Origin of the sequence: Pseudomonas sp. I2, assembly GCF_040984075.1 — a bacterium.
Taxonomy (GTDB): domain Bacteria; phylum Pseudomonadota; class Gammaproteobacteria; order Pseudomonadales; family Pseudomonadaceae; genus Aquipseudomonas; species Aquipseudomonas guariconensis_B.
This window is the reverse complement of sequence record NZ_JBCGFQ010000002.1, coordinates 1-24,039: the sequence shown is the minus strand read 5'-3', so window position 1 is coordinate 24,039 and position 24,039 is coordinate 1. Positions and strand designations below refer to the sequence as shown.

Genomic DNA, 24,039 nt, shown 5'->3' with positions numbered 1-24,039 from the left:
GCGCCTACAGGAGAGTGGCGCCTTGAAGTCGGGCGCCGTCCTGTGGGCGCGGCCTTGTGTCGCGAAAGGGCCGCGCAGCGGCCCTGACGGTCTCTAGTGATTAGAGCGCCGCAATCCGCGCATGCTGCTCGGTGAAGTTGGCCAGGGCCTGCTCGGCCTCGGCCAGCTTGGCGCGCTCTTTCTCGATCACCGCAGGCGGTGCCTTGTCGACGAAAGCGGCGTTGGACAGCTTGCCGCCCACGCGCTGGACCTCGCCTTGCAGGCGCTGGATTTCCTTGTTCAGGCGCGCCAGCTCGGCATCCTTGTCGATCAGGCCGGCCATCGGTACCAGTACCTGCAGGTCACCCACCAGCGCGGTGGCCGACAGCGGCGCTTCGTCCTGTTCGCCGAGTACGGTGAAGGATTCGACCTTGGCCAGCTTCTTGAGCAGCGCCTCGTTCTCCTGCAGGCGGCGCTGGTCGTCGGCGTTGGCGTTCTTGAGGAACAGCGGCAGCGGCTTGCCCGGGCCGATGTTCATCTCGGCGCGGATGTTGCGCAGGCCCACCATCAGCTCCTTGAGCCACTCGATGTCACCTTCGGCGGCGCTGTCGATACGGCTCTCGTTGGCCACCGGCCACGGCTGCAGCATGAGGGTCTTGCCCTGGATGCCGGCCAGCGGCGCGATGCGCTGCCAGATTTCCTCGGTGATGAACGGCATGAACGGATGCGCCAGGCGCAGGGCCACTTCCAGCACGCGCACCAGGGTGCGACGGGTGCCGCGGGCACGCTCGATGGGGGCGTTCTCGTCCCACAGTACCGGTTTGGACAGCTCCAGGTACCAGTCGCAGTACTGGTTCCAGATGAACTCGTACAGGGCCTGGCTGGCCAGGTCGAAGCGGAACTGCTCGAGCTGGCGGGTTACTTCGGCCTCGGTGCGCTGCAGCTGCGAGATGATCCAGCGGTCTGCCAGCGACAGCTCGTAGGCTTCGCCGTTCTGGCCGCAGTCCTCGCCCTTGTCCAGCACGTAGCGGGCGGCGTTCCAGATCTTGTTGCAGAAGTTGCGGTAGCCCTCGACGCGGCCCATGTCGAACTTGATGTCGCGGCCGGTGGAGGCCAGCGAGCAGAAGGTGAAGCGCAGGGCGTCGGTGCCGTAGCTGGCGATGCCTTCGGGGAACTCGGCCTTGGTCTGCTTGGCGATCTTCTCGGCGAGCTTGGGCTGCATCATGCCGCTGGTGCGTTTTTCCAGCAGGGCGTCGAGGGTGATGCCGTCGACGATGTCCAGCGGGTCGAGGACATTGCCCTTGGACTTGGACATCTTCTGGCCCTGGCCGTCGCGCACCAGGCCGTGGACGTAGACGGTCTTGAACGGTACCTGCGGCGTGCCGTCCTCGTTCTTCACCAGGTGCATGGTCAGCATGATCATGCGCGCGACCCAGAAGAAGATGATGTCGAAGCCGGTGACCAGCACATCGGTGGGGTGGAAGGTCTTGAGGAACTCGGTCTGCTCCGGCCAGCCCAGGGTGGAGAAGGTCCACAGGCCCGAGCTGAACCAGGTGTCGAGGACGTCGTCGTCCTGGCGCAGCCCCACGTCGGCGCCCAGGCCATGCTTGGCGCGCACTTCAGCTTCGTCGCGGCCGACGTAGACCTTGCCGGACTCGTCGTACCAGGCCGGGATGCGGTGGCCCCACCACAGCTGACGGCTGATGCACCAGTCCTGGATATCGCGCATCCAGGAGAAGTACATGTTCTCGTACTGCTTGGGCACGAACTGGATACGGCCGTCCTCCACCGCCGCGATGGCAGGCTCGGCCAGCGGCTTGGTGGAAACGTACCACTGGTCGGTCAGCCAGGGCTCGATGACGGTGCCGGAGCGGTCGCCCTTCGGCACCTTCAGGGCATGGTCGTCGATGCTGACCAGCAGGCCTTGGGCATCCAGGTCGGCTACGATCTGCTTGCGCGCGACGAAACGGTCGAGGCCGGCGTACTGCGCGGGCAGGGAGGTGTCGACGCTGTCGTTGAGGCTGCCATCGAGGTTGAAGGCCTGGGCACTGGCCAGGACCAGGGCATTCTTGTCGAATATGTTCAGCAGCGGCAGGTCGTGGCGTTTGCCGACTTCGTAGTCGTTGAAGTCGTGGGCCGGGGTGATCTTCACGCAACCGGTGCCGAATTCGGGGTCGCAGTAGTCGTCGGCGATGATCGGGATGCGTCGGCCGACCAGCGGCAGCACGACGAACTTGCCGATCAGTGCCTGGTAGCGCTCGTCGTTCGGGTTGACGGCGACGGCGGCGTCACCGAGCAGGGTCTCCGGACGGGTGGTGGCGACGACCAGGTGGTCCTTGCCTTCGGCGGTCGTGGCGCCATCGGCCAGCGGGTAGCGCAGGTTCCACAGGTGGCCCTTCTCGTCGTGGTTTTCCACTTCGAGGTCGGAGATGGCGGTGTGCAGCTTGGTGTCCCAGTTGACCAGGCGCTTGCCGCGGTAGATCAGGCCGTCTTCGTACAGGCGGACGAAGGCTTCCTTGACTGCCTCGGACAGGCCGTCGTCCATGGTGAAGCGCTCGCGGCTCCAATCCACCGACGAGCCCAGGCGGCGGATCTGCCGGCTGATGTTGCCGCCGGACTGTTCCTTCCATTCCCAGACCTTCTCCAGGAACTTCTCGCGGCCCAGGTCATGACGGTTCTGGCCCTTGGCCTCGAGCTGGCGCTCCACCAGCATCTGGGTGGCGATGCCGGCGTGGTCGGTGCCTGGCTGCCACAGGGTGTTGCGGCCCTGCATGCGGCGGAAGCGGATCAGGGCGTCCATGATCGCGTTGTTGAAGCCGTGGCCCATGTGCAGGCTGCCGGTTACGTTCGGCGGTGGGATCATGATGGTGTAGGACTCGCCTGCACCTTGCGGGGCGAAATAGTTCTCCGACTCCCAGGTGGTGTACCAGGAAGTTTCGATGGCGTGCGGCTGGTAGGTCTTATCCATGCGCGGCGGGACCCTATGGCATTAATTCGGGAAAGCCGGGAAGTATAACGGAGCTGCAAGCTTCAAGCGACAAGCTGCGAGGCGGGGAGCTGTAGTGGGCGCGTAGCGGCCCCGGGAGGGCTTACTCGGAGCGCTTGATCAGCCGCTCCATGCGCGCATCGAGGCGACGCTTGATCTCGTTCTCGATGTGCGGAGTGAAGTCGTTGATCACGTCCTGCATGATCAACTGCGCGGCGGCTCGCAGTTCGGCTTCCAGGTGCAGCAGGGTGTCCTGGCGGCGGGTCTGCGGATCGTCCTCGGCGGTTGCGGCCGGCTCCGGTTCGGCGGCAGGTGGTGCATTGCCGGCCGGTTCGTCGAGCAGCAGGGGGATCTGTTCGACCGTCTCGGTCAGCAGCGGCGGTTGCAGGTCGGCATCGCCCAGCAACTGGCGGATCGACTCCAGGTCGTCGAGCAGGTGGGCGGAATCGGGCAGGGGGGAAGGCTTGTCCATCATCGTCAAAGTCGCTGTAAGCGGTGGTCTTGCAGAGCATAGCCCTGTTCGCGGTAGAAACGGAATCGCTCGCGAGCGGCCTGGCGAACGGTCGGCTCCTCGACGACGATCTCGGCGACCCGCTCGAACTGGCCGACGAAGGCCGGCACGTCGCCGCCCAGGTTGATCAGCAGGCCACGGTGCGCGCCGGCATCCGTACCGAGGCCCAGTGCGACCACGGCATCGGCATGGTCCTCGGCCAGGTCGTGGGGCACGAAGGCCTCGCCCTTGAAGCGCCACAGGCGTTCGTCCAGCTCGCTGCGCTGTGCGTCGTCCTGGCAATGCAGGTAGACCCGGTGGCCAAGGCGCCAGGCCTTTTCACACAGCTTGCAGGCGAAGTCCAGGCGTGCCGACAACGAGTCGGTGGGCAGGATGTAGAAATCGACTTTGCTCATGGTTCGCTCTGCCGGGCGGCGCCGCGCGGGCGCCGCCCGGCCTGGGGGCATCAGGCGTTGGCGCGGTCCAGCAGGTACTGGGTCAGCAGCGGTACCGGGCGGCCCGAGGCGCCCTTGTCCTTGCCACCGCTGATCCAGGCGGTGCCGGCGATGTCCAGGTGGGCCCAGTGGTAGGCCTTGGCGAAGCGCGACAGGAAGCAGCCGGCAGTGATGGTGCCGGCCTTCGGGCCGCCGATGTTGGCGATGTCGGCGAACGGGCTGTCCAACTGCTCCTGGTATTCGTCGAACAGTGGCAGTTGCCAGGCGCGGTCATCGGCCCGCTTGCCGGCGTCGAGCAACTGGCCGACCAGTGCGTCGTCGTTGCCCATCAGGCCGGAGGTGTGGCTGCCCAGGGCGACGATGCAGGCGCCGGTCAGGGTGGCGATGTCGATCACCGCCTGCGGCTTGAAGCGCTCGGCGTAGGTCAGGGTGTCGCACAGCACCAGGCGGCCTTCGGCGTCGGTGTTGAGGATCTCCACGGTCTGGCCGCTCATGGTGGTGACGATGTCGCCGGGACGGGTGGCGCCGCCGCTGGGCATGTTCTCGGCACAGGCCAGCAGGCACACCAGGTTGATCGGCAACTGCAGTTCCAGCACCGCGCGCAGGGTGCCGAACACGCTGGCGGCGCCACACATGTCGAACTTCATCTCGTCCATGCCGGCACCCGGCTTGAGGCTGATGCCGCCGGTGTCGAAGGTGATGCCCTTGCCCACCAGCACGAACGGCTTCTCGCTCTTCTTGCCGCCCTGGTAGTTGAGCACGATCAGCCGTGGCGGCTGGTCGCTGCCCTGGCCCACGGCATAGAAGGCGCCCATGCCCAGGTCCTTGATCTTCTTCTCGTCGAGCACTTCGACCTTGAGATTCTTGTGGCCCTTGCCCAGGTCCCTGGCCTGTTCGGCGAGGAAGCTCGGGTGGCACAGGTTCGGCGGCAGGTTGCCCAGGTCACGGGTGAAGGCCATGCCGGTGGCGATGGCGGTGGCGTGCTTCACGGCGCGCTCGACCTCGGCCTGGCCGGCCTTGGCGGCCAACAGGGTGATCTTCTTCAGGGTGCGTGGCTCGGCCTTCTGGCTCTTGAAGCGGTCGAACACGTACTCGCCGTCGAGCAGGGTCTCGGCCAGCAGGCGGTACTTGCCGTAGTGGGCATCGCGGCCGTCGACGGCGACATCCTCCAGGGCCAGCACGGCGTCGCCGCCGCCCAGGTTCTTCAGCACCCCGGCAACGCTGCTGGCCAGCTTGCGCCAGCTGCGGTCATTCAGGGCCTCCTTGCCGCTGCCGACCAGCAGCACGCGCTCGGCCTTCAGGCCTGGCAGGCTGTGCAGCAGCAGGGTCTGGCCGGGCTTGCCGGCCAGGTCGCCGCGCTTGAGCACGGCGGCGATGGCGCCGCCGCTGGCCTGGTCGACGGCCTTGGCCACGTCGCCGAGCTTGCGGCCCTCACCGACGGGCAGCACCAGGGTGGCGGTTTTCAAGGATGCTGCGGCTACGCTTTTTACAACCAGTTCCATGTCAGGGTCCCCGAATGATCTGTCAGTTGGCGCTGTCTTTGGCGAGCGCTCGAAGCAGGCCTGGCCGCATGTTCGCGTGCCAGTGGAAAAGCTGCCAGTTTGAGCCTGCGGCAACCCTTGTGACAACCCCGACCTGCGCCGTCATGCGCGGCCAAGTGACAGGCGCGGTCAATCACAGGATAATGCGCGCACTTCACATGCTGCTTCGCCGTCGGCGAACTGGCACGGGCCTTGGCTGTCCTAGGCCATTGTTTGGCTCTCCGCCCCTGACAACCCAGGAGTGTCTGGTTTGATCGTCTTTCGTTATCTGTCCCGCGAGGTCCTGCTGACCTTGAGCGCCGTCAGCGCCGTGCTGCTGGTGATCATCATGAGCGGGCGCTTCATCAAGTACCTGGCCCAGGCGGCCCAGGGCGTGCTCGATCCGGGCGTGCTGTTCCTGATCATGGGCTTCCGTCTGCCGGGCTTCCTGCAACTGATCCTGCCGCTGGGGCTGTTCCTCGGTATCCTCCTGGCCTACGGCCGGCTGTACCTGGAAAGCGAGATGACCGTGCTTTCGGCCACCGGCATGAGCCAGCAGCGCCTGCTCGCCCTGACCATGGCGCCGGCCGCGCTGGTCGCCTTGCTGGTGGCCTGGCTGAGCCTGGGCCTGGCGCCCCAGGGCGTGGCCCAGGTGCAGCAGATCATCAACCAGCAGGATGCCCTGACCGAGTTCGACACCCTGGTGCCCGGGCGCTTCCAGACCTTGCGCGACGGCTCGCGGGTGACCTACACCGAGGAGCTGACGGACGACCGCGTCAACCTGGCCGGGGTGTTCATCTCCGAGAAACGCTTCAACCAGGACAAGACCAAGGACCGCGCGCCCTCCGTGCTGGTTGCCGAGAAGGGCCACCAGGAAGTGCAGGCCGATGGCAATCGCTACCTGATCCTGGAGAACGGCTACCGCTACGACGGCAACCCCGGCCAGGCCGACTACCGGGCGATCAAGTACGACACCTACGGCGTGCTGCTACCCAAGCCCGAGGTCAGCGAGGAAGTGACCGAGCGCGAAGCCATCCCGACCTGGCAACTGTTCGGGCACCAGGGCCTGCGCGAGCAGGCCGAGCTGCAGTGGCGGCTCTCCCTGCCGTTGCTGGTCTTCATCGTGACCCTGCTGGCGGTGCCGCTGGCCAAGGTCAATCCGCGCCAGGGCCGCTTCCTCAAGCTGCTGCCGGCGATCCTCCTGTACATGGCCTACCTGACGATGCTGATTTCCGTACGCGGCGCCCTGGAGAAGGGCAAGCTGCCGATCGCCCTGGGCATGTGGTGGGTACACGGCCTGTTCCTGCTGATCGGCCTGGGCCTGATGTACTGGGAGCCGCTGCGCCTCAAGCGCGCCGCCCGTCGTGCGGAGGTGGCCCATGGTTAAGCTGGATCGCTACATCGGCCAGAGCGTGCTGCTGGCCATCCTGGCGGTGCTGGGCATCATCCTCGGCCTGGCCTCGCTGTTCGCCTTCATCGACGAGATGGGCGACCTGAGCGATACCTATACGGTGCTGGATGCCGGCAACTTCGTGTTGCTCACCGCACCGCGCCGGCTCTACGAGATGTTGCCGATGGCGGCGCTGATCGGTTGCCTGATCGGCCTGGGCAGCCTGGCCAGCAGCAGCGAGCTGACCATCATGCGCGCCGCCGGGGTGTCCATCGGGCGTATCGTCTGGGCGGTGATGAAGCCGATGCTGGTGCTGATGCTGGTCGGCCTGCTGATCGGCGAGTACGTGGCCCCGGTCACCGAGAACAAGGCCCAGGCCGACCGCTCACTGGCCCAGGGCGGCGGTGAGGCGCAGAGTTCCAAGCGCGGCATGTGGCACCGCCAGGGCGACGAGTTCGTGCACATCAACGCGGTGCAGCCCAATGGCCTGCTGCTGGGCGTGACCCGCTACCGCTTCGACGACGAGCGACGGATCGTCACCTCGAGCTTCGCCCGTCGGGCGCAGTACCAGGAAGACCACTGGATCCTCAGCGATGTCAGCACCACCTTCTTCCACGGCGACCGCACCGAGGTGGTGAAGGCGCCGCAGGAGCGCTGGGACGTCTCGGTGACGCCGCAGTTGCTCAATACCGTGATCCTGGCACCGGAGTCCCTGTCGATCACTGGCCTGTGGGACTACATCCACTACCTGTCCGAGCAGGGCCTGAACAACGCCCGCTACTGGCTGGCCTTCTGGACCAAGGTGCTGCAGCCGGTGGTCACGGCGGCGCTGGTGCTGATGGCGATTTCCTTCATCTTCGGCCCACTGCGCTCGGTCACCCTCGGCCAGCGGGTGTTCACCGGTGTGCTGGTGGGCTTCGTGTTCCGCATCGGCCAGGACTTGCTTGGGCCTTCGAGCCAGGTGTTCGGCTTCCCGCCGCTGCTGGCGGTGGTGATCCCGGCCGGGATCTGCGCGCTGGCCGGTGTGTGGTTGTTGCGCCGGGCGGGGTGATGGCCTGGGCTGCACAGAAAAGTCGACCCTAGCGTCGATGCCGGTCAGTCAAGCCTGGGGCTGCTTCGCAGCCCCAGATGCCATTCAAGCGGCTGGCACCGGGGACGTATCGGTAAGCTCATTTCTTCTGCTTGGGAATCCGCACCAGTTGCGTCTCGGAGTAGATGTCATGCCAGCTGCGCTTGCGCTTGTCGATCAACGACCAGAAGAACCCCAGTCCCAGGCACAGCCATGAGGCGATGGCCACGAGAAAGCGCAGCAGCGCCTGCCACAGGCTGATGGCGCTGCCGTCGGCGTTCTGCACCCGTACTCCCCACACCTGCATGCCCAGGGTCTGCCCGCCGTGGGTCCAGAACTTGGCGAAGAAACCGAACAGGGCGAACAGCAGGAGGGTCGACAGCAGCGGGTCACCGTCCAGGGCGCCAGCCTCGGTCAGCTCACGCATGCGTGCCTCGCCGATGATCGCCATCTGTACCATCTTGTAGAGGCCGGCAGTGACGATCAGCAGGGCGGTGCACAGCAAGAAGTCATAGAACATCGCGGCCAGGCGACGGCCCAGGCCGACCGGCGGGAAATCACCCTGGGGTTTGAGCAGAGGCTTGGACATGCAGGACGGCTCCGAGTGGCGAAGCCCACATTCTACGGACAAAAAAAAGCCCCTGCACTTGGCAGGGGCTTTTTCTGAAGAAGTCTGGGATCAGCCTTCAGCGCGGACCTTGTCGGCCTGCATGCCTTTCTGGCCCTGAACAGCTTCGAAGGAGACCTTCTGGCCTTCTTTCAGGCTCTTGAAGCCGTTACCTTCGATGGCGCGAAAGTGCACGAACAGATCCGGACCGCTTTCGGGGGTGATGAAGCCGTAACCTTTCTCGTCATTGAACCACTTGACGGTACCGTTCTGACGCTCAGCCATTGTCTTGTTTCCTATGAAGCTTAGTTTTTGATGACAGTTTTTTTCATATCCAAACGATATGAAAAAGTACCGGGCTGGGTTGCAGGAAAGTAAGAGACGTCGAACGGGTTGTAGCAGATTGCAGCTACTGGCCCAGGTCACGAACTGTTGCGACCCATGCAAACACAGTGCAGTGACTCTACGCTAACTCCGTCGACAAAAACAAGCCCTCCGGACCGCTGGAATTCAGGCTTTTTCCGATAACCGACAAAATTGTCGGAAACGGCATGGTGCCTGGCCTGGCGCCATGTTCAAAAGTTATTAGGCAGGTTCGAAAACGAATATGCCGAACCTGCCGTGGGAACAATCAACCGCGATAGTAACGTTGCGCGACAAAAGGCATTTTGCTGACTTTCAAGGCCACCTGCTTGCCCCGTACAACAGCAAACAAGGCGGTATCGAGCGCGGCATGTTCGCTATCGACATAACCCATGGCGACCGGTGCACCGAGCGTCGGACCGAAACCACCGCTGCACACCTTGCCGACCGGCTTGCCGTTCTGGTCGACGATCTCGGCACCTTCGCGTACCGGCGTGCGCTCCTGGGGCAGCAGGCCGACACGCTTGCGGGCGACACCTTGCTGCTGCTGGGCGAACACGGCTTGCGCGCCCGGGAAGCCGCCAGCGCGAGCGCCGTCGGCACGGCGCACCTTGGAGATGGCCCATAGCAGGCTGGCCTCCACTGGCGTGGTGCGGGTGTCCATGTCGTGGCCGTACAGGCACAGGCCAGCTTCCAGGCGCAGCGAGTCACGTGCGCCCAGGCCGATCGGCTGTACTTCGGGTTCGGCCAGCAGGCGACGGGCGAGGGCTTCGGCGGCGCCGGCCGGCACCGAGATCTCGTAACCGTCTTCACCGGTGTAGCCCGAGCGGCTGACGTAGCAGTCTTCGCCCAGCAGGGTGACCGGGCGGAACTGCATGAAGGTCATGCCGGCCACCTCCGGTGCCAGGCGCTCGAGCACCTGGGCAGCCGCAGGGCCTTGCAGGGCGAGCAGCGCACGTTCTTCGAACAGCGGCTGGATGTCGCAACGCGAGCCGATGTGCTGGCGCAGGTGGGCCAGGTCCTGGTCCTTGCAGGCGGCGTTGACCACCAGGAACAGCTCGTCGTCGCCCAGGTTGGCAACCATCAGGTCGTCGAGGATCCCGCCCTGTTCGTTGGTGAACATGGCATAGCGCTGCATGCCCACCGGCAGGTCGACGATGTCCACCGGCACCAGGGTTTCCAGGGCCTGGGCGGCCTCGGCGCCACGCAGGCGGATCTGCCCCATGTGCGAGACGTCGAACAGGCCGGCCTGCTCGCGGGTGTGCAGGTGCTCCTTGAGCACGCCCAGCGGGTACTGCACCGGCATGTCGTAGCCGGCGAACGGCACCATGCGCGCGCCCAGTTCCAGGTGCAGGGCGTGCAGCGGGGTCTTGTGCAGTGTTTCGGACATCGGGGGCTCCTCAGGTAGTGTTCGGGTCAGCATTCGATGATGTTGACGGCCAGACCGCCACGGGCGGTCTCCTTGTACTTGCTTTTCATGTCGGCGCCGGTCTGGCGCATGGTGCGGATGACCTTGTCGAGCGACACGTAGTGCTGCCCGTCGCCGCGCAAGGCCATGCGCACCGCGTTGATGGCCTTGACCGAGCCCATGGCGTTGCGCTCGATGCAAGGCACCTGGACCAGCCCGCCGATGGGGTCGCAGGTCAGGCCCAGGTTGTGTTCCATACCGATCTCGGCGGCGTTCTCGACTTGCTGCGGGGTACCGCCCATGACTTCGCACAGGGCTCCGGCGGCCATGGAGCAGGCCACGCCGACCTCGCCCTGGCAGCCGACCTCGGCACCGGAGATCGAGGCGTTTTCCTTGTAGAGGATGCCGATGGCCGCGGCGGTGAGCAGAAAGCGCACCACCCCGTCCTCGCTGGCACCGGGGACGAAGCGCATGTAGTAGTGCAGGACCGCCGGGACGATGCCGGCCGCGCCATTGGTCGGGGCGGTGACCACCCGTCCGCCGTAGGCGTTCTCCTCGTTCACCGCCAGGGCATAGAGGTTGACCCAGTCGAGCACCGACAGGGCATCGCGCAGGCTGGCTTCCGGATGGCGGCTCAACTGGCGGTACAGGGCCGGTGCACGGCGCCTGACCTTCAGCCCGCCAGGCAGGATGCCCTCATGACGGCAGCCGGCCTCGACGCAGTCCTGCATGACCTGCCAGATACGCAGCAGGCCGGCACGGGTCTCGGCCTCTGGCCGCCAGGCGGCTTCGTTGGCCAGCATCACCTGGCTGAACGACAGCTGCTGCGCGGTGCAGTGGGCGAGCAACTCCTTGGCGGTCTTGAACGGATAGGCCAGCACGGTGGTGTCTTCGACGATGCGATCCTGCCCTGCGGCCTCTTCGTCGACCACGAAACCGCCGCCTACCGAGTAGTATTCGCGGCTGCGGATCTGCAACCCGGCGGCGTCGAAGGCGCGGAAGATCATGCCGTTGGGGTGGTAGTCCAGCGGCTTGCGGATCATCGCCAGGTGCTGCTTTTCGACGAAGGCGATCTCGTGCTCGCCGAGCAGGCGCAGGCGGCCGCTGTCACGGATCGCGTGCAGGCGGGCAGGGATGGACTCGGTGTCGATGCTGTCCGGGTGTTCGCCCTCCAGGCCCAGCAGCACGGCCTTGTCGCTGCCGTGGCCCTTGCCGGTGGCGCCGAGGGAGCCGTACAGCTCGGCCTTGACGCTGGCGGTGCGGGCCAGCAGGCCTTCGCGGCGCAGCCCTTCGGCGAAACGCGCAGCAGCGCGCATCGGGCCGACGGTATGGGAGCTGGAGGGGCCGATGCCGATCTTGAACAGGTCGAAGACGCTCAATGACATGGTGACCTCCTACCAGGGTCGTCGGGATGACGGTGAACCTGTGGCGGCGGGCTTGCCCGCGAATGCGATGGTGGCTTCACCGACGCTTTCGCGGGCAAGCCCGCTGCCACAGGGTGGGTGGCGAGCCTGGGGCTATCAGGCGTCCTGGTAGCTCTCGATCGACGGGCACGCGCAGACCAGGTTGCGGTCGCCGTACACGTTGTCGACCCGGCCGACGGGCGGCCAGTACTTGCCTTCCACCAGGCTCGGCAGTGGGTACACCGCCTGCTCGCGGCTGTAGCCGTGCGCCCATTCGCCGACCAGCTCCGCCGCCGTGTGCGGGGCGTTCTTCAGCGGGTTGTCGTCCTTGTCCAGGCTGCCGTTCTCCACGGCGCGGATTTCCTCGCGGATCTGGATCATCGCGTCGCAGAAACGGTCCAGTTCTTCCTTGGACTCGCTTTCGGTCGGTTCGATCATCAGCGTACCGGCTACCGGGAAGGACATGGTCGGGGCGTGGAAGCCGAAGTCGATCAGGCGCTTGGCCACGTCGTCGACGCTGATGCCGCTGGTGTCCTTGAGCGGGCGCAGGTCGAGGATGCACTCGTGGGCGACCAGGCCGTTGCCACCGGTGTACAAAACAGGATAGTGCTCTTCCAGGCGACGGGCGATGTAGTTGGCGTTGAGGATGGCCATCTGCGAAGCGCGCTTGAGGCCGGCGCCGCCCATCATGCGGATGTACATCCAGGTGATCGGCAGGATGCTGGCGCTGCCGAACGGTGCGGCACAGACCGCGCCCTCGGGGTTGGCCAGGGCCGCGTGGCCCGGCAGGAAGGGGGCCAGGTGCGACTTGACGCCGATCGGGCCGACGCCCGGGCCGCCACCGCCGTGGGGGATGCAGAAGGTCTTGTGCAGGTTCAGGTGCGACACGTCGCCGCCGAACTTGCCCGGTGCGCACAGGCCGACCATGGCGTTCATGTTGGCACCGTCGATGTACACCTGGCCGCCGTTGTCGTGGATGATCGCGCAGATCTCGCCGATCGCTTCCTCGAACACGCCGTGGGTCGACGGGTAGGTGATCATCAGCGCGGCGAGTTGCTCGCGGTGCTCGATGGCCTTGGCGCGCAGGTCGTCGACATCGACGTTGCCACGGGCGTCGCAGGCGGTGACCACCACGCGCATGCCGGCCATGTGCGCGGTCGCCGGGTTGGTGCCGTGGGCCGAGGAGGGGATCAGGCAGATGTTGCGATGGCCCTCGCCGCGGCTGCGGTGGTAGGCGCGGATCGCCAGCAGGCCGGCGTATTCGCCCTGGGAGCCGGCATTGGGCTGCAGCGACACGGCGTCATAGCCGGTGGCGGCGCAGAGCATGTCCTCCAGTTCGCGGGTCATCTGCAGGTAGCCCTGGCTCTGCTCGGCCGGGGCGAAGGGGTGCAGGTTGCCGAACTCGGCCCAGGTCACCGGGATCATCTCGCTGGCGGCGTTGAGCTTCATGGTGCACGAGCCCAGCGGGATCATGCTGCGGTCCAGGGCCAGGTCCTTGTCGGCCAGGCGGCGCAGGTAGCGCATCAGCTCGGTTTCGCTGTGGTAGCGGTTGAACACCGGGTGCGCGAGGATCGCCGACTGGCGCAGCAGGGCGGCCGGCAGGCGCGAGGCCGCGGTGGCGGCCAGGGCGGCGAAGTCCGGCAGGGCCTGGTCGCCGGCGAACAGTTGCCAGAGGGCCTCGACGTCGGCCTGGGTGCAGGTCTCGTCCAGGGACAGGCCCAGGTGCGTGGCGTCGACCTGGCGCAGGTTGACGCGCTGGGCGCGGGCTTTGTCGTGCAGGCTGGCGGTGGCATCGCCGGTGGCCAGGGTCAGGGTGTCGAAGCAGGCGCCGGTCACCACGTTGACGCCCAGTTGGCCGAGGCCGGCGGCGAGGATCGCGGTCAGGGCATGGGTGCGTTCGGCGATGCGCTTGAGGCCGGCCGGGCCGTGGTACACGGCGAACATGCTGGCGATGTTGGCCAGCAGCACCTGGGCGGTGCAAATGTTGCTGGTGGCTTTCTCGCGGCGGATGTGCTGTTCGCGGGTCTGCATGGCCAGGCGCAGGGCGGTCTTGCCGAAACGGTCGATCGACACGCCGACCAGGCGGCCCGGCATGTCGCGCTTGAAGGCGTCACGGGTGGCGAAGTAGGCCGCGTGCGGGCCGCCGAAGCCCAGCGGTACGCCGAAACGTTGGGCGCTGCCGATGGCCACGTCCGCATCGAACTCGCCGGGCGGGGTGAGCAGGGTCAGCGCCAGCAGGTCGGCGGCCACCGCTACCAGGGCGTTGGCGGCGTGGAAGCGGTGCACCAGCTCACGGTAGTCGAACACGTCGCCGTTGCTGGCCGGGTATTGCAGCAGGGCGCCGAAGAACGCGCTGACGTCGGTCAGTTCGCGCTCGTCGCCGACCACCACCTCGATGCCCAGGGGCTCGGCACGGGTGCGCAGCACGTCGAGGGTCTGCCGGTGGCAGTGGACGGAGGCGAAGAAGGCATGGCTGGCCTTGTTCTTCGACAGGCGCTTGCAGAAGGTCATGGCCTCGGCGGCGGCCGTGGCTTCGTCGAGCAAGGATGCGTTGGCGATCGGCAGGCCGGTCAGGTCGCTGACCAGGGTCTGGAAGTTCAGCAGCGCTTCCAGGCGGCCTTGGGAGATTTCCGGCTGGTAGGGGGTGTAGGCGGTGTACCAGGCCGGGTTTTCCAGCAGGTTGCGCAGGATCGGCGCCGGGGTATGGCAGTTGTAGTAGCCCTGGCCGATATAGCTCTTGAACAGCTGGTTCTGGCTGGCGATGGCCTTGAGGTCGGCGAGGGCATCGGCCTCGCTCTGGCCGTCGCTGGCGCCCAGCACGCTAGTGCCCTTGATGCTCTCGGGGATGACAGCGGCGGTCATGGCCTCCAGGGAATCGAAGCCCAGGGTGGCGAGCATGGCCTGCTCGTCGGCGCTGCGTGGGCCGATGTGACGGGCGATGAATTCGTTGGCGGTGCCGAGGTCGATGGTCATGGCGGCTTCTCCTCAGGCGTCGTCGTTGGCGTTGAGCAGGCGGTCGTAGGCGGCCTGGTCGAGCAGGCTGGCCACGGCGCTGGCGTCGGCGGGGACGAAGCGGAAGAACCAGCCTTCGCCCAGCGGGTCTTCGTTGACCAGCTCGGGGCTGGCGTCGAGCTGGTCGTTGACCGCGATCACTTCACCGGTCAGGGGCATGTAGACGCCGCTGGCGGCCTTCACCGATTCGACGGTGGAGGCTTCGGCACCTTTTTCGTAGTGCTGCAGTTCTGGCAGTTGCACGTAGACCACATCGCCCAGGGCGTTCTGGGCGTAGGCGGTGATGCCCACGGTGACGCTGCCGTCGGCCTCGACGCGCAGCCATTCGTGATCTTCAGTGAAACGCAACTCGCTCATGGAAATTCCTCGCAGGGGGCGTTGGGTGCGGTAGGTCCGCACTCTTGGTTGGAATTCCCTTAGCAATAATGCGGCCAGATGAGTCAATCGCTTATAAATCAATGGGTTGAGGGGATATTGGGAAAGTCCATGTTCCGCAGTCTGTAATGAAATCGCTACAGATGTTGGGCGATTGAAAAGCTGTGCTGGATCAAACCCTTGCGTAGCTGCATCTGCAAAGGCGTGTATCGATTTCATTACGATGTAATGAAATCGATACGAAGATGGTCCGTACCGTCATCAGCCCTTCGCCGGAATCCCGTACTTACGCAGGCGCTGGGCGATGGCGGTGTGCGAGGTCTGCAACCGGTTGGCCAACTGGCGAGTCGAAGGATGGCTCACGTACAGGCGCTGCAGCAGGTCGCGCTCGAAGGCCTGGACGGCTTGCTCCAGGCTGGCCACGTCACCATCCTGGCCACGCGCCACCGAGGTACCGGCGATGTCCAGGTCGCCGATGTCCACCAGGCTGCCATCGCAGATGGCGGCGGCGCGGAAGATCACGTTCTGCAATTGGCGTACGTTACCGGGCCAGGGGTTGGCCAGCAGCGCCGGGTGGGTGGCCGGTGCCAGGTGGCAGGGTGGGCGCTGGATCTGGGTGCAGGCCTGCTGCATGAAGACATGCGCCAGCAGGAGGATGTCCTGGCCACGTTCGCGCAGGGGCGGGACTTGCAGGTTAAGGACGTTGAGGCGATAGAACAGGTCTTCGCGGAACGTGCCTTCGGCGACCATGCGCTCCAGGTCGCGGTGGGTGGCGCTGATGATGCGCACGTCGACCTTGACCTCGCGGTCGCCACCGACCCGACGGAAGCTGCCGTCGTTGAGAAAACGCAGCAGCTTGGCCTGCAGGTAGGGCGACATCTCGCCGATCTCGTCGAGGAACACCGTGCCCTGGTTGGCCAGTTCCATCAAGCCTGGCTTACCACCCCGTTGCGCGCCGGTGAAGGCGCCCGGGGCGTAGCCGAACAGTTCGCTCTCGGCCAGGTTCTCCGGCAGTGCGGCGCAGTTCAGCGCGAGGAACGGCGCGGCATGGCGGCTGCTGGTGGCATGGCAGGCGCGGGCCACCAGCTCCTTGCCGGTACCGGTCTCGCCATGTACCAGCAGCGGTGCATCCAGGGCTGCCACGCGCAGGGCACGGGCCTTGAGGGTGCGGATCGCCGGGGAGTCGCCGAGCAGGGCATCGAAGCCTTCGGCGTGATCGTGGTGCAGGGCCGACAGGCGTTCGCCCATGCGGTGCGGCGGATAGAGGGTGAGCAGGCCGCCGGCGTTGGTGATCGGCGTGGCGTCGAGCAGCAGGCTCTGGCCGTTGAGCTGCATCTCGCGCATGGGCAGGTGGAAGTTGTTGTCCAGCAGGGCCTGGAGCAACCCCGGGTCGCCAAACAGCTCGCCCACCGAGCGGCCGGCCGACTCGCGCCCGCACAGGGCGATCAGCGCCGGGTTGGCCAGCAACACCTTGCCGGCGCTGTCTACCGCCAGCACCGGGTCGCTCATGGCGGCGAGCAGGGCATCGAGCTGCAGGTGGCGACGCTGGCCGGGAAGGATGTCGACCACTTCCACCGACTGCACGCCCTGGACCTCGAACAGCGCATCGTGCAGTTCCTCGAGCACGGCGGGGCTCAAGGTCGGGGCGTCGATGTAGACGTTCGGCGGGACCATCTCCACGGCGTCGAGGTTGAGGTTGCGGGCACCGAGCAGGGCCAGGACTTCCTGGGTGATGCCGACGCGGTCGATGAAGCTGACGTGGATGCGCATTGGGGAAGCGGTAGCCGGGGATGGAGGCGGATAGCTTCATGCTTCATGCTTCAAGCTGCAAGAGAAAAGCGAATCGCACAGGTTCGGCAGTCTCTTGCAGCTTGCAGCTCCTATCCCAGGTGCTCGGGCTTGATGGGGTCTCCGGATTTCACGTCCAGTTGCGCCCGTACGTCCTCGAACATCAGGTCGTAGTACTTGTGTGACGAGCCGAGGCTACTGGCGTTTTTCGGGATGCCGTACTTTTCCGCCACCCGGGTGACATGGCGGGCGAAGTCGAAGGCCTGGTCCTTGGCCAGGAAGAACGTCTCGTCCATGTCCTTGCCCTGGATATTGCCGTGCATGCGGAACTGCATGCCCTTGCCTTCCTTGGGATCCTGCGCGACCTCGTAATCGATGCACAGGTTGTAGCTATGGTCATCCTTGGTCAGCGCATGGCGCTCGATATGCAGGTGACCGGGTTGGAACTGGGCCATGGCGCAATCCTCCGGAAAGTTGAAAACGGCGGGCGCCCCACGCCCGCCTACTGCACTCAACGGTAGCTGATGCCCGGCTTGGCGGTGGAGACGCGGGTGCCGGCGGTGCCCTTGACGATGTCCTGGATGTCAGGCAGCGAACCGATCACCGCCACCTTGCCAGTGTGGCGCGCGAAGTCGCAGGCGGCCTGGACCTTCGGTCCCATGGAGCCGGCGGCGAAGCCGAGCTTTTCCAGCTCGTCGGGGTGGGCTTCGGCGATGGCTTTCTGGGTGGGCTTGTTGTAGTCAATGTACGCCGCGTTCACGTCGGTGGCGATCACCAGAAGGTCGGCCTTGAGCTGCTCGGCCAGCAGTGCCGAGCACAGGTCCTTGTCGATCACCGCCTCGATGCCCTGGAGGAGGCGTTCGCCCTTGGCCGGGTCGTACATGGTGGGGATGCCGCCGCCGCCGGCGCAGATCACCACGGTGCCTTTCTCCAGCAGCCAGGTGATCGGCTTGATCTCGAAGATGCGCTTGGGCCTGGGGCTGGCCACGACGCGGCGGTACTTGTCGCCGTCGGGCTTGACCACCCAGCCTTTCTCCTCGGCCAGGCGCTGGGCTTCTTCCTTGCCATAGACCGGGCCGATGAACTTGGTCGGGTCCTGGAAGGCCGGGTCGTTGGCATCCACTTCCACCTGGGTGAGCAGGGTGGCGAACGGCACTTCGAACGGCAGCAGGTTGCCCAGCTCCTGTTCGATCATGTAGCCGATCATGCCTTCGGTTTCGGCTCCGAGCACATCCAGCGGGTAAGCCTCGTCGGGTTTGTAGGCCTGGCCCTGGAGCGACAGCAGGCCGACCTGGGGACCGTTGCCGTGGGCGATGACCAGTTCGTTGCCGGCATGGATCTTGGCGATCTGCTCGGTGGCGATGCGGATATTGGCGCGCTGGTTGTCGGCGGTCATCGGCTCGCCGCGGCGCAACAGGGCGTTGCCGCCCAAAGCAACAACGATACGCATGGGGAATGTCCTTTAAACGGAAATGTGCTGATCGACGCTGAGCCTGTGGGAGGGAGCAGGCCCGCCTCCCACAGGGATCGCGCGTGGCGTTACAGGTCGGCCAGCGTCGACACCAGGATCGCCTTGATCGTGTGCATGCGGTTCTCCGCCTGCTCGAAGGCAATGCAGGCGGGCGACTCGAACACGTCGTCGGTCACTTCGATGCCGTTGGCCAGGTTCGGGTACTGCTCGGCGATCTGCTTGCCGACCTTGGTCTCGGAGTTGTGGAAGGCCGGCAGGCAATGCATGAACTTGGTCCGCGGGTTGCCGGTGGACTTCATCAGTTCCTTGTTCACCTGGTAGGGCAGCAGCAGCTTGATGCGCTCGCCCCAGGCCTCGACCGGCTCGCCCATGGACACCCAGACGTCGGTGTGGACGAAGTCCACGCCCTGGACCGCGGCTTTCGGGTCTTCGGTGAGGGTGATGCGCGCACCGCTCTCTTCGGCGTATTGCTTGCAACGCTCGACCAGATCGTCATGCGGCCACAGCGCCTTGGGCGCGGCGATGCGCACGTCCATGCCGAGCTTGGCGCCGATCAGCAGCAGCGAGTTGCCCATGTTGTTGCGGGCATCGCCCAGGTAGGCGTAGCTGATGTCGTGCAGCGGCTTGTCGCTGTGCTCGCGCATGGTCAGCACGTCGGCGATCATCTGGGTCGGGTGGTATTCATCGGTCAGGCCGTTGAACACCGGCACGCCGGCATACTTGGCCAGCTCCTCGACGATCTCCTGCTTGAAGCCCCGGTACTCGATGGCGTCGTACATGCGCCCGAGCACGCGGGCGGTGTCCTTCATGCTTTCCTTGTGGCCGATCTGCGAAGAGTTGGGGTCGATGTAGGTGACGTTGGCGCCTTGGTCATAGGCGGCGACCTCGAAGGCGCAACGGGTGCGGGTGGAGGTCTTCTCGAAGATCAGGGCGATGTTGTTGCCCTTGAGGTGCTGCTGCTCGGTGCCGGTGTACTTGGCACGCTTGAGGTCGCGGGAGAGGTCCAGCAGGTACTTCAACTCGCGGGTGGAGTGGTGCTCCAGGCTGAGCAGGTTGCGGTTGTGGATGTTGAACGCCATGACGGTTCTCCTTGGATTCGGGTTGTGTCCGGCTGCCGCCGCGTGGGGGCAGCCGGCAAGCGATGGTCGTTAGTAGTCGATCGGGTCGCGCACGATCGGGCAGGTCATGCAGTGGCCGCCGCCCCGGCCGCGGCCCAGCTCGCCGGCGCTGATGGTGATGACCTCGATACCGGCCTTGCGCAGCAGGGTGTTGGTGTAGGTGTTGCGGTCGTAGCCGATGACCACGCCGGGCTCCACCGCCACCACGTTGTTGCCGTCATCCCACTGCTCGCGTTCGGCGGCGAAGCTGTTGCCGCCGGTCTCGACCACCCGTAGCTTGGCCAGGCCCAGTTGTTCGGCGACCACCTCGATGAATGTCTTGTTCTCGCGGCGCACGTCCATGCCGTAGGGCCTGCTTTCGTCCGGCTGGATGATGAACGGCACGATCTCCCGGACCACTTCCGGGAAGACCGTGACCAGGTCGCGGTCGCAGAAGCTGAACACGGTGTCCAGGTGCATGGCGGCGCGGGACTTCGGCAGGCCGGCGACGATCACTTTCTGCGCCGCGCCCTTGGCGAACAGGTTCTGTGCCAGTTGGCCGATGGCCTGGCGCGAGGTGCGCTCGCCCATGCCGATCAGCACGATGCCCTTGCCGATCGGCATGACGTCGCCGCCTTCGAGGGTGGCCTGGCCGTGGTCCTTGTCCGGGTCGCCATACCAGACCTGGAAGTCGGCCTTGGTGAACTCGGGGTGGAACTTGTAGATGGCGGTGGTCAGCAGGGTTTCCTGGCGACGCGCTGGCCAGTACATCGGGTTGAGCGTCACGCCGCCGTAGATCCAGCAGGTGGTGTCGCGGGTGAACTGGGTGTTGGGCAGCGGCGGCAGGATGAAGCTGGAGTGGCCCAGGTAGTCGTTGTACATCTTGATCACGCTGGCGCCTTCGCTCTCCGGCAGGTCCTGGCCGGCCACGCCGCCGATCAGGAACTCGGCCAGGTGGCGCGGCTCCAGGCCTTCCAGCCAGCTGCGCACTTCGTTGGTCAGGCCGACGCCGACGGTGTCAGCGGTGATCTTGCGGTCGAGGATCCACTTGAGCGCTTCCTTGTTCTGCACGATCTCGGTGAGCAGGTTGTGCATCTCCAGCACCTCGACGCCGCGCTCGCGCATCTTGGTGACGAAGTCGAAGTGGTCGCGCTTGGCCTGGTCGACCCAGATCACATCATCGAACAGCAGTTCGTCGCAGTTGCTCGGGGTCAGGCGCTTGTGCGCCAGGCCCGGGGCGCAGACCATCACCTTGCGCAGCTTGCCGGCTTCGGAGTGGACGCCGTATTGCACTTTTTCCGTGGACATGATTCATACCTCCAAGAATGCGAAGACGTGGTTCAAAGGGTCAGGAAGCCGTCGTAGAGGCCATAGGCCGCCACCAGGGCGCCGACCACGACGGCCGCGAAGATCAGTTTTTCCACCGGGGTGAAGATGGGTTGGCCCACCTCGCGCTTGGCCTTGGCGAACAGGATCGCGCCAGGGGCGTAGAGCAGGGCCGAGAGCAGCAGGTACTTCACGCCGCCGGCGTACAGCAGCCAGATGGCGTACAACAGGGCGATGCCGCCGATGATCAGGTCCTTGCGCCGTTCGGCCAGGGCCTGCTCGTAGGTTTCGCTGCGTACCGCCAGCAGGAAGGCGTAGGCCGCCGACCAGAGGTAGGGCACCAGGATCATCGAGGTGGCGAGGTAGATCAGCGACAGGTAGGTGCTGCTGGAGAACAGGGTGATGACCAGGAAGATCTGCACCATGGCGTTGGTCAGCCACAGGGCATTGGCCGGCACATGGTTGGCGTTCTCGCGGCGCAGGAACTCCGGCATGGTGTGGTCCTTGGCCGCGGCGAACATGATCTCGGCGCACAGCAGTACCCACGACAGCAGGGCACCGAGCAGCGAGATGATCAGGCCGACGCTGATCAGCACCGCGCCCCAGTGGCCGACCACGTGCTCGAGCACGGCGGCCATCGACGGGTTCTGCAGCTTGGCCAGTTCCGGTTGGGTCATCACGCCCAGCGACAGCACGTTGACCAGCACCAGGAACAACAGCACGGTGATGAAGCCGATGACCGTGGCCTTGCCCACGTCGGAGCGTTTTTCCGCCCGCGAGGAGAAGATGCTCGCACCCTCGATGCCGATGAACACCCACACGGTGACCAGCATCATGTTGCGTACCTGGTTCATCACGCTGCCCAGGTCAGGTGAGCCCTCACCCCAGATGTCGGCGGTGAACACGTCGAGCTTGAAGGCGAACAGGCAGATCAAGGCGAACAGTGCCAGCGGCACGACCTTGGCCACGGTGGTGATCAGGTTGATGAACGCCGCTTCCTTGATGCCGCGCAGCACCAGGAAATGCACGGCCCAGAGCAGGATCGACGCACCGATGACGGCGGCCAGGGTGTTGCCTTCGCCGAAGATCGGGAAGAAGTAGCCCAGGGTGCTGAACAGCAGCACGAAGTAGCCGACGTTGCCCAGCCAGGCGCTGATCCAGTAGCCCCAGGCCGAGGAGAAACCCATGTAGTCGCCGAAGCCGGCCTTGGCGTAGGCGTACACACCACCGTCCAGGTCAGGCTTGCGGTTGGCCAGGGTCTGGAACACGAAGGCCAGGGTCAGCATGCCGACGGCGGTGATGGCCCAGCCGATCAGCACGGCACCGACACCGGCGCTGGCCGCCATGTTTTGTGGCAACGAGAAGATCCCGCCGCCAATCATCGAACCGACGACAAGTGCAACAAGTGCACCCAGTTTTAGTTTTCCGGGAGAATCAGACATTTAACAACTCCATGCCAGGAGAAAGTTGACGACAGAATAAATCCGACGCCTTCGTCATTCGCTGATGCAGATCAGTTCATGACGTTGTGAAGTAGGAAAATTCCTTCACGCGCCTCCTGGAGAGTGCCGACAGCATGGCTGCAGGCCTTGTGCGCTGGCACCTCCATGTCCATCTGGAGCAATCGCTCCACCGGCCTGCGAATGTTGAAGCTAGCCGCTTTTGGGTAATAAGCAAATTTTCCGGGTAAACACATTGTGTACCGGTGCAGTGTGATTCACGTCACGGAAATAACGGGCGTGAAGTTGCAGGTGGCATAGAAATACTGGTTATGAATCTTCTGCCTCTGATCGCCTGGTCTAATATAAATTGGCTGCAGCTTTTATATGAACGCAAGGGTTGTTTCATGCGTATGACAGAACGCAGGGGGGAGGCCCCATGAGCGAACCGGGACAAAAGCTGCGCCTGGGGGCGTTGATCGCGCTGGTGGTCGGTTCGATGGTGGGCGGTGGGATCTTCTCGTTGCCGCAGAACATGGCGGCGCGGGCCGACGTGGGCGCTGTGCTGATCGGCTGGGGCATCACTGCCGTCGGCATGCTGGCGCTGGCCTTCGTGTTCCAGACCCTGGCCAACCGCAAGCCTGAGCTGGACTCCGGGGTGTACGCCTACGCCAAGGCCGGCTTCGGCGACTACATGGGTTTCTCCTCGGCCTGGGGCTACTGGATCAGCGCCTGGCTGGGCAATGTCGGCTACTTCGTGCTGTTGTTCAGCACCCTGGGCTTCTACTTCCCGGTATTCGGCGAGGGCAACACGCCGGTGGCCATCGGCTGCGCCTCGTTGTTGCTGTGGGCCGTGCACTTCCTGGTGCTGCGCGGCATCAAGGAAGCGGCGTTCATCAACCAGGTGACCACCGTGGCCAAGCTCGTGCCGCTGCTGATGTTCATCGTCATCGCCGCCTTCGCCTTTCGTGCCGACATCTTCACCCGCGACATCTGGGGCCTGGGCAATCCCAAGTTCGGCAGCGTGCTGGAGCAGGTGCGCAACATGATGCTGGTGACGGTGTTCGTGTTCATCGGCATCGAAGGCGCCAGTGTCTATTCCGGCCGGGCCTTGCACCGCTGCGACGTGGGCAAGGCCACGGTGATCGGTTTTCTCGGCGTGCTGGCGCTGCTGGTGCTGGTCAACGTGCTATCGCTGGGGGTGATGACCCAGCCGGAGCTGGCGCAGTTGCAGAACCCGTCGCTGGCCGCCGTGCTCGAGCACATCGTCGGGCCCTGGGGAGGCTTGCTGATCAGTATCGGCCTGGCGGTGTCGCTGCTCGGCGCCCTGCTGTCCTGGGCGTTGCTGTGCGCCGAGATCCTCTACGCCACGGCCAGGGACAAGACCATGCCGCGCTTCCTGGCCCGCGAGAACGCCAACCATGTGCCGGCCAACGCCCTGTGGCTGACCAACTGCATGATCCAGGGGTTCCTGCTGATCACGCTGTTCTCCGCAGGCACCTACACCAGCCTGATCTACCTGGCCTCGTCGATGATCCTGGTGCCGTACTTCTGGTCGGCGGCCTACGCCGTGTTGCTCACGTTGCGAGGCGAGGGCTACGCGGGGCAGGAGCGAATGCGCCGCAAGGACCTGGTGGTGGCGCTGGTGGCGCTGGTCTATGCCATCTGGCTGTTGTATGCCGGAGGGCTCAAGTACCTGCTGCTGTCGGCGCTGCTCTATGCGCCGGGGGTGGTGCTGTTCGCCCGGGCCAAGCGCGAGCAGGGGCAAGCCCTGTTCACCCAGTGGGAGAGGCTGATCTTCGCGGCGGTGCTGGTGGGGGCGGGGTTGGCGGCCTATGCGCTGTATTCGGGATTGCTGGGC

The 24,039-nt window shown here is 65.2% G+C and carries 19 protein-coding genes; 3 read left to right on the top strand and 16 right to left on the bottom strand.

Annotation, left to right across the window (positions count from 1 at the left end; all coding sequences use genetic code 11):
- Nucleotides 1-100: 100 nt before the first annotated feature.
- From WCE05_RS01165 to WCE05_RS01150, 4 genes are all read right to left on the bottom strand, one after another.
- Nucleotides 101-2,947 (bottom strand): valine--tRNA ligase, encoded by a 2,847-nt coding sequence (locus tag WCE05_RS01165; protein WP_368815329.1) that lies wholly within the window; start codon nt 2,945-2,947, stop codon nt 101-103.
- 121 nt (nt 2,948-3,068) lie between these two features.
- Nucleotides 3,069-3,437: a DNA polymerase III subunit chi gene (locus tag WCE05_RS01160; RefSeq protein ID WP_225787458.1), complete on the bottom strand. Its 369-nt coding sequence runs from the start codon at nt 3,435-3,437 to the stop codon at nt 3,069-3,071.
- A gap of 5 nt (nt 3,438-3,442) precedes the next feature.
- Nucleotides 3,443-3,871 (bottom strand): DNA polymerase III subunit chi, encoded by a 429-nt coding sequence (locus WCE05_RS01155; protein ID WP_225787198.1) that lies wholly within the window; start codon nt 3,869-3,871, stop codon nt 3,443-3,445.
- A 50-nt stretch (nt 3,872-3,921) separates the two neighbouring features.
- Entirely contained in the window at nt 3,922-5,412 is a 1,491-nt protein-coding gene (locus WCE05_RS01150) for a leucyl aminopeptidase (protein ID WP_225787199.1), read from the bottom strand.
- Nucleotides 5,413-5,701: 289 nt separating this feature from the next.
- On the opposite strand from WCE05_RS01150, the gene lptF reads away from it, so the two are divergent.
- Both lptF and lptG read left to right on the top strand, forming a co-directional pair.
- Nucleotides 5,702-6,817, top strand: a complete 1,116-nt coding sequence (lptF, locus tag WCE05_RS01145; RefSeq protein ID WP_253081784.1) for an LPS export ABC transporter permease LptF — start codon at nt 5,702-5,704, stop codon at nt 6,815-6,817.
- On the top strand, nt 6,810-7,871 hold the full coding sequence (gene lptG, locus WCE05_RS01140) for an LPS export ABC transporter permease LptG (protein WP_225787201.1): 1,062 nt from the start codon (nt 6,810-6,812) through the stop codon (nt 7,869-7,871). Before lptF ends, lptG begins: the two co-directional genes overlap by 8 nt.
- A 118-nt stretch (nt 7,872-7,989) precedes the next feature.
- On the opposite strand, the gene WCE05_RS01135 is transcribed toward lptG, so the two are convergent.
- From WCE05_RS01135 to arcD (WCE05_RS01080), 12 genes are all read right to left on the bottom strand, one after another.
- Nucleotides 7,990-8,478, bottom strand: coding sequence for an RDD family protein (locus WCE05_RS01135; protein ID WP_225787202.1), 489 nt, complete (start codon nt 8,476-8,478; stop codon nt 7,990-7,992).
- A gap of 90 nt (nt 8,479-8,568) precedes the next feature.
- On the bottom strand, nt 8,569-8,781 hold the full coding sequence (locus WCE05_RS01130; protein ID WP_225787203.1) for a cold-shock protein: 213 nt from the start codon (nt 8,779-8,781) through the stop codon (nt 8,569-8,571).
- Nucleotides 8,782-9,127: 346 nt separating this feature from the next.
- On the bottom strand, nt 9,128-10,249 hold the full coding sequence (gcvT, locus tag WCE05_RS01125) for a glycine cleavage system aminomethyltransferase GcvT (protein WP_253101977.1): 1,122 nt from the start codon (nt 10,247-10,249) through the stop codon (nt 9,128-9,130).
- Nucleotides 10,250-10,275: 26 nt separating this feature from the next.
- Nucleotides 10,276-11,652, bottom strand: coding sequence for an L-serine ammonia-lyase (locus WCE05_RS01120; RefSeq protein ID WP_253101979.1), 1,377 nt, complete (start codon nt 11,650-11,652; stop codon nt 10,276-10,278).
- Between the two features lie 135 nt (nt 11,653-11,787).
- Nucleotides 11,788-14,643 (bottom strand): aminomethyl-transferring glycine dehydrogenase, encoded by a 2,856-nt coding sequence (gcvP, locus tag WCE05_RS01115; RefSeq protein WP_368815328.1) that lies wholly within the window; start codon nt 14,641-14,643, stop codon nt 11,788-11,790.
- Nucleotides 14,644-14,655: 12 nt separating this feature from the next.
- Nucleotides 14,656-15,039 carry a glycine cleavage system protein GcvH gene (gene gcvH, locus WCE05_RS01110; protein ID WP_225787207.1) on the bottom strand — a complete coding sequence of 128 codons (384 nt, stop codon included), beginning with the start codon at nt 15,037-15,039 and terminating at the stop codon, nt 14,656-14,658.
- A gap of 279 nt (nt 15,040-15,318) precedes the next feature.
- Complete coding sequence (locus WCE05_RS01105) at nt 15,319-16,827, bottom strand: sigma-54-dependent transcriptional regulator (protein WP_225787208.1); 1,509 nt, start codon at nt 16,825-16,827, stop codon at nt 15,319-15,321.
- 110 nt (nt 16,828-16,937) lie between these two features.
- Complete coding sequence (locus WCE05_RS01100) at nt 16,938-17,300, bottom strand: DUF5064 family protein (protein WP_225787209.1); 363 nt, start codon at nt 17,298-17,300, stop codon at nt 16,938-16,940.
- Between the two features lie 56 nt (nt 17,301-17,356).
- Nucleotides 17,357-18,295: a carbamate kinase gene (arcC, locus tag WCE05_RS01095; protein WP_368815327.1), complete on the bottom strand. Its 939-nt coding sequence runs from the start codon at nt 18,293-18,295 to the stop codon at nt 17,357-17,359.
- A gap of 89 nt (nt 18,296-18,384) precedes the next feature.
- On the bottom strand, nt 18,385-19,395 hold the full coding sequence (locus WCE05_RS01090; RefSeq protein ID WP_225787211.1) for an ornithine carbamoyltransferase: 1,011 nt from the start codon (nt 19,393-19,395) through the stop codon (nt 18,385-18,387).
- Between the two features lie 69 nt (nt 19,396-19,464).
- A complete protein-coding gene (arcA, locus tag WCE05_RS01085; RefSeq protein WP_225787212.1) occupies nt 19,465-20,721 on the bottom strand; it encodes an arginine deiminase in 1,257 nt (418 codons plus the stop codon).
- 32 nt (nt 20,722-20,753) lie between these two features.
- Nucleotides 20,754-22,181, bottom strand: a complete 1,428-nt coding sequence (arcD, locus tag WCE05_RS01080) for an arginine-ornithine antiporter (protein ID WP_225787213.1) — start codon at nt 22,179-22,181, stop codon at nt 20,754-20,756.
- A gap of 436 nt (nt 22,182-22,617) precedes the next feature.
- Here arcD (WCE05_RS01080) and arcD (WCE05_RS01075) point away from each other — a divergent pair.
- Nucleotides 22,618-24,039 (top strand): arginine-ornithine antiporter (gene arcD / locus WCE05_RS01075; RefSeq protein ID WP_368815326.1); only part of this gene is annotated, 1,422 nt, incomplete at its 3' end.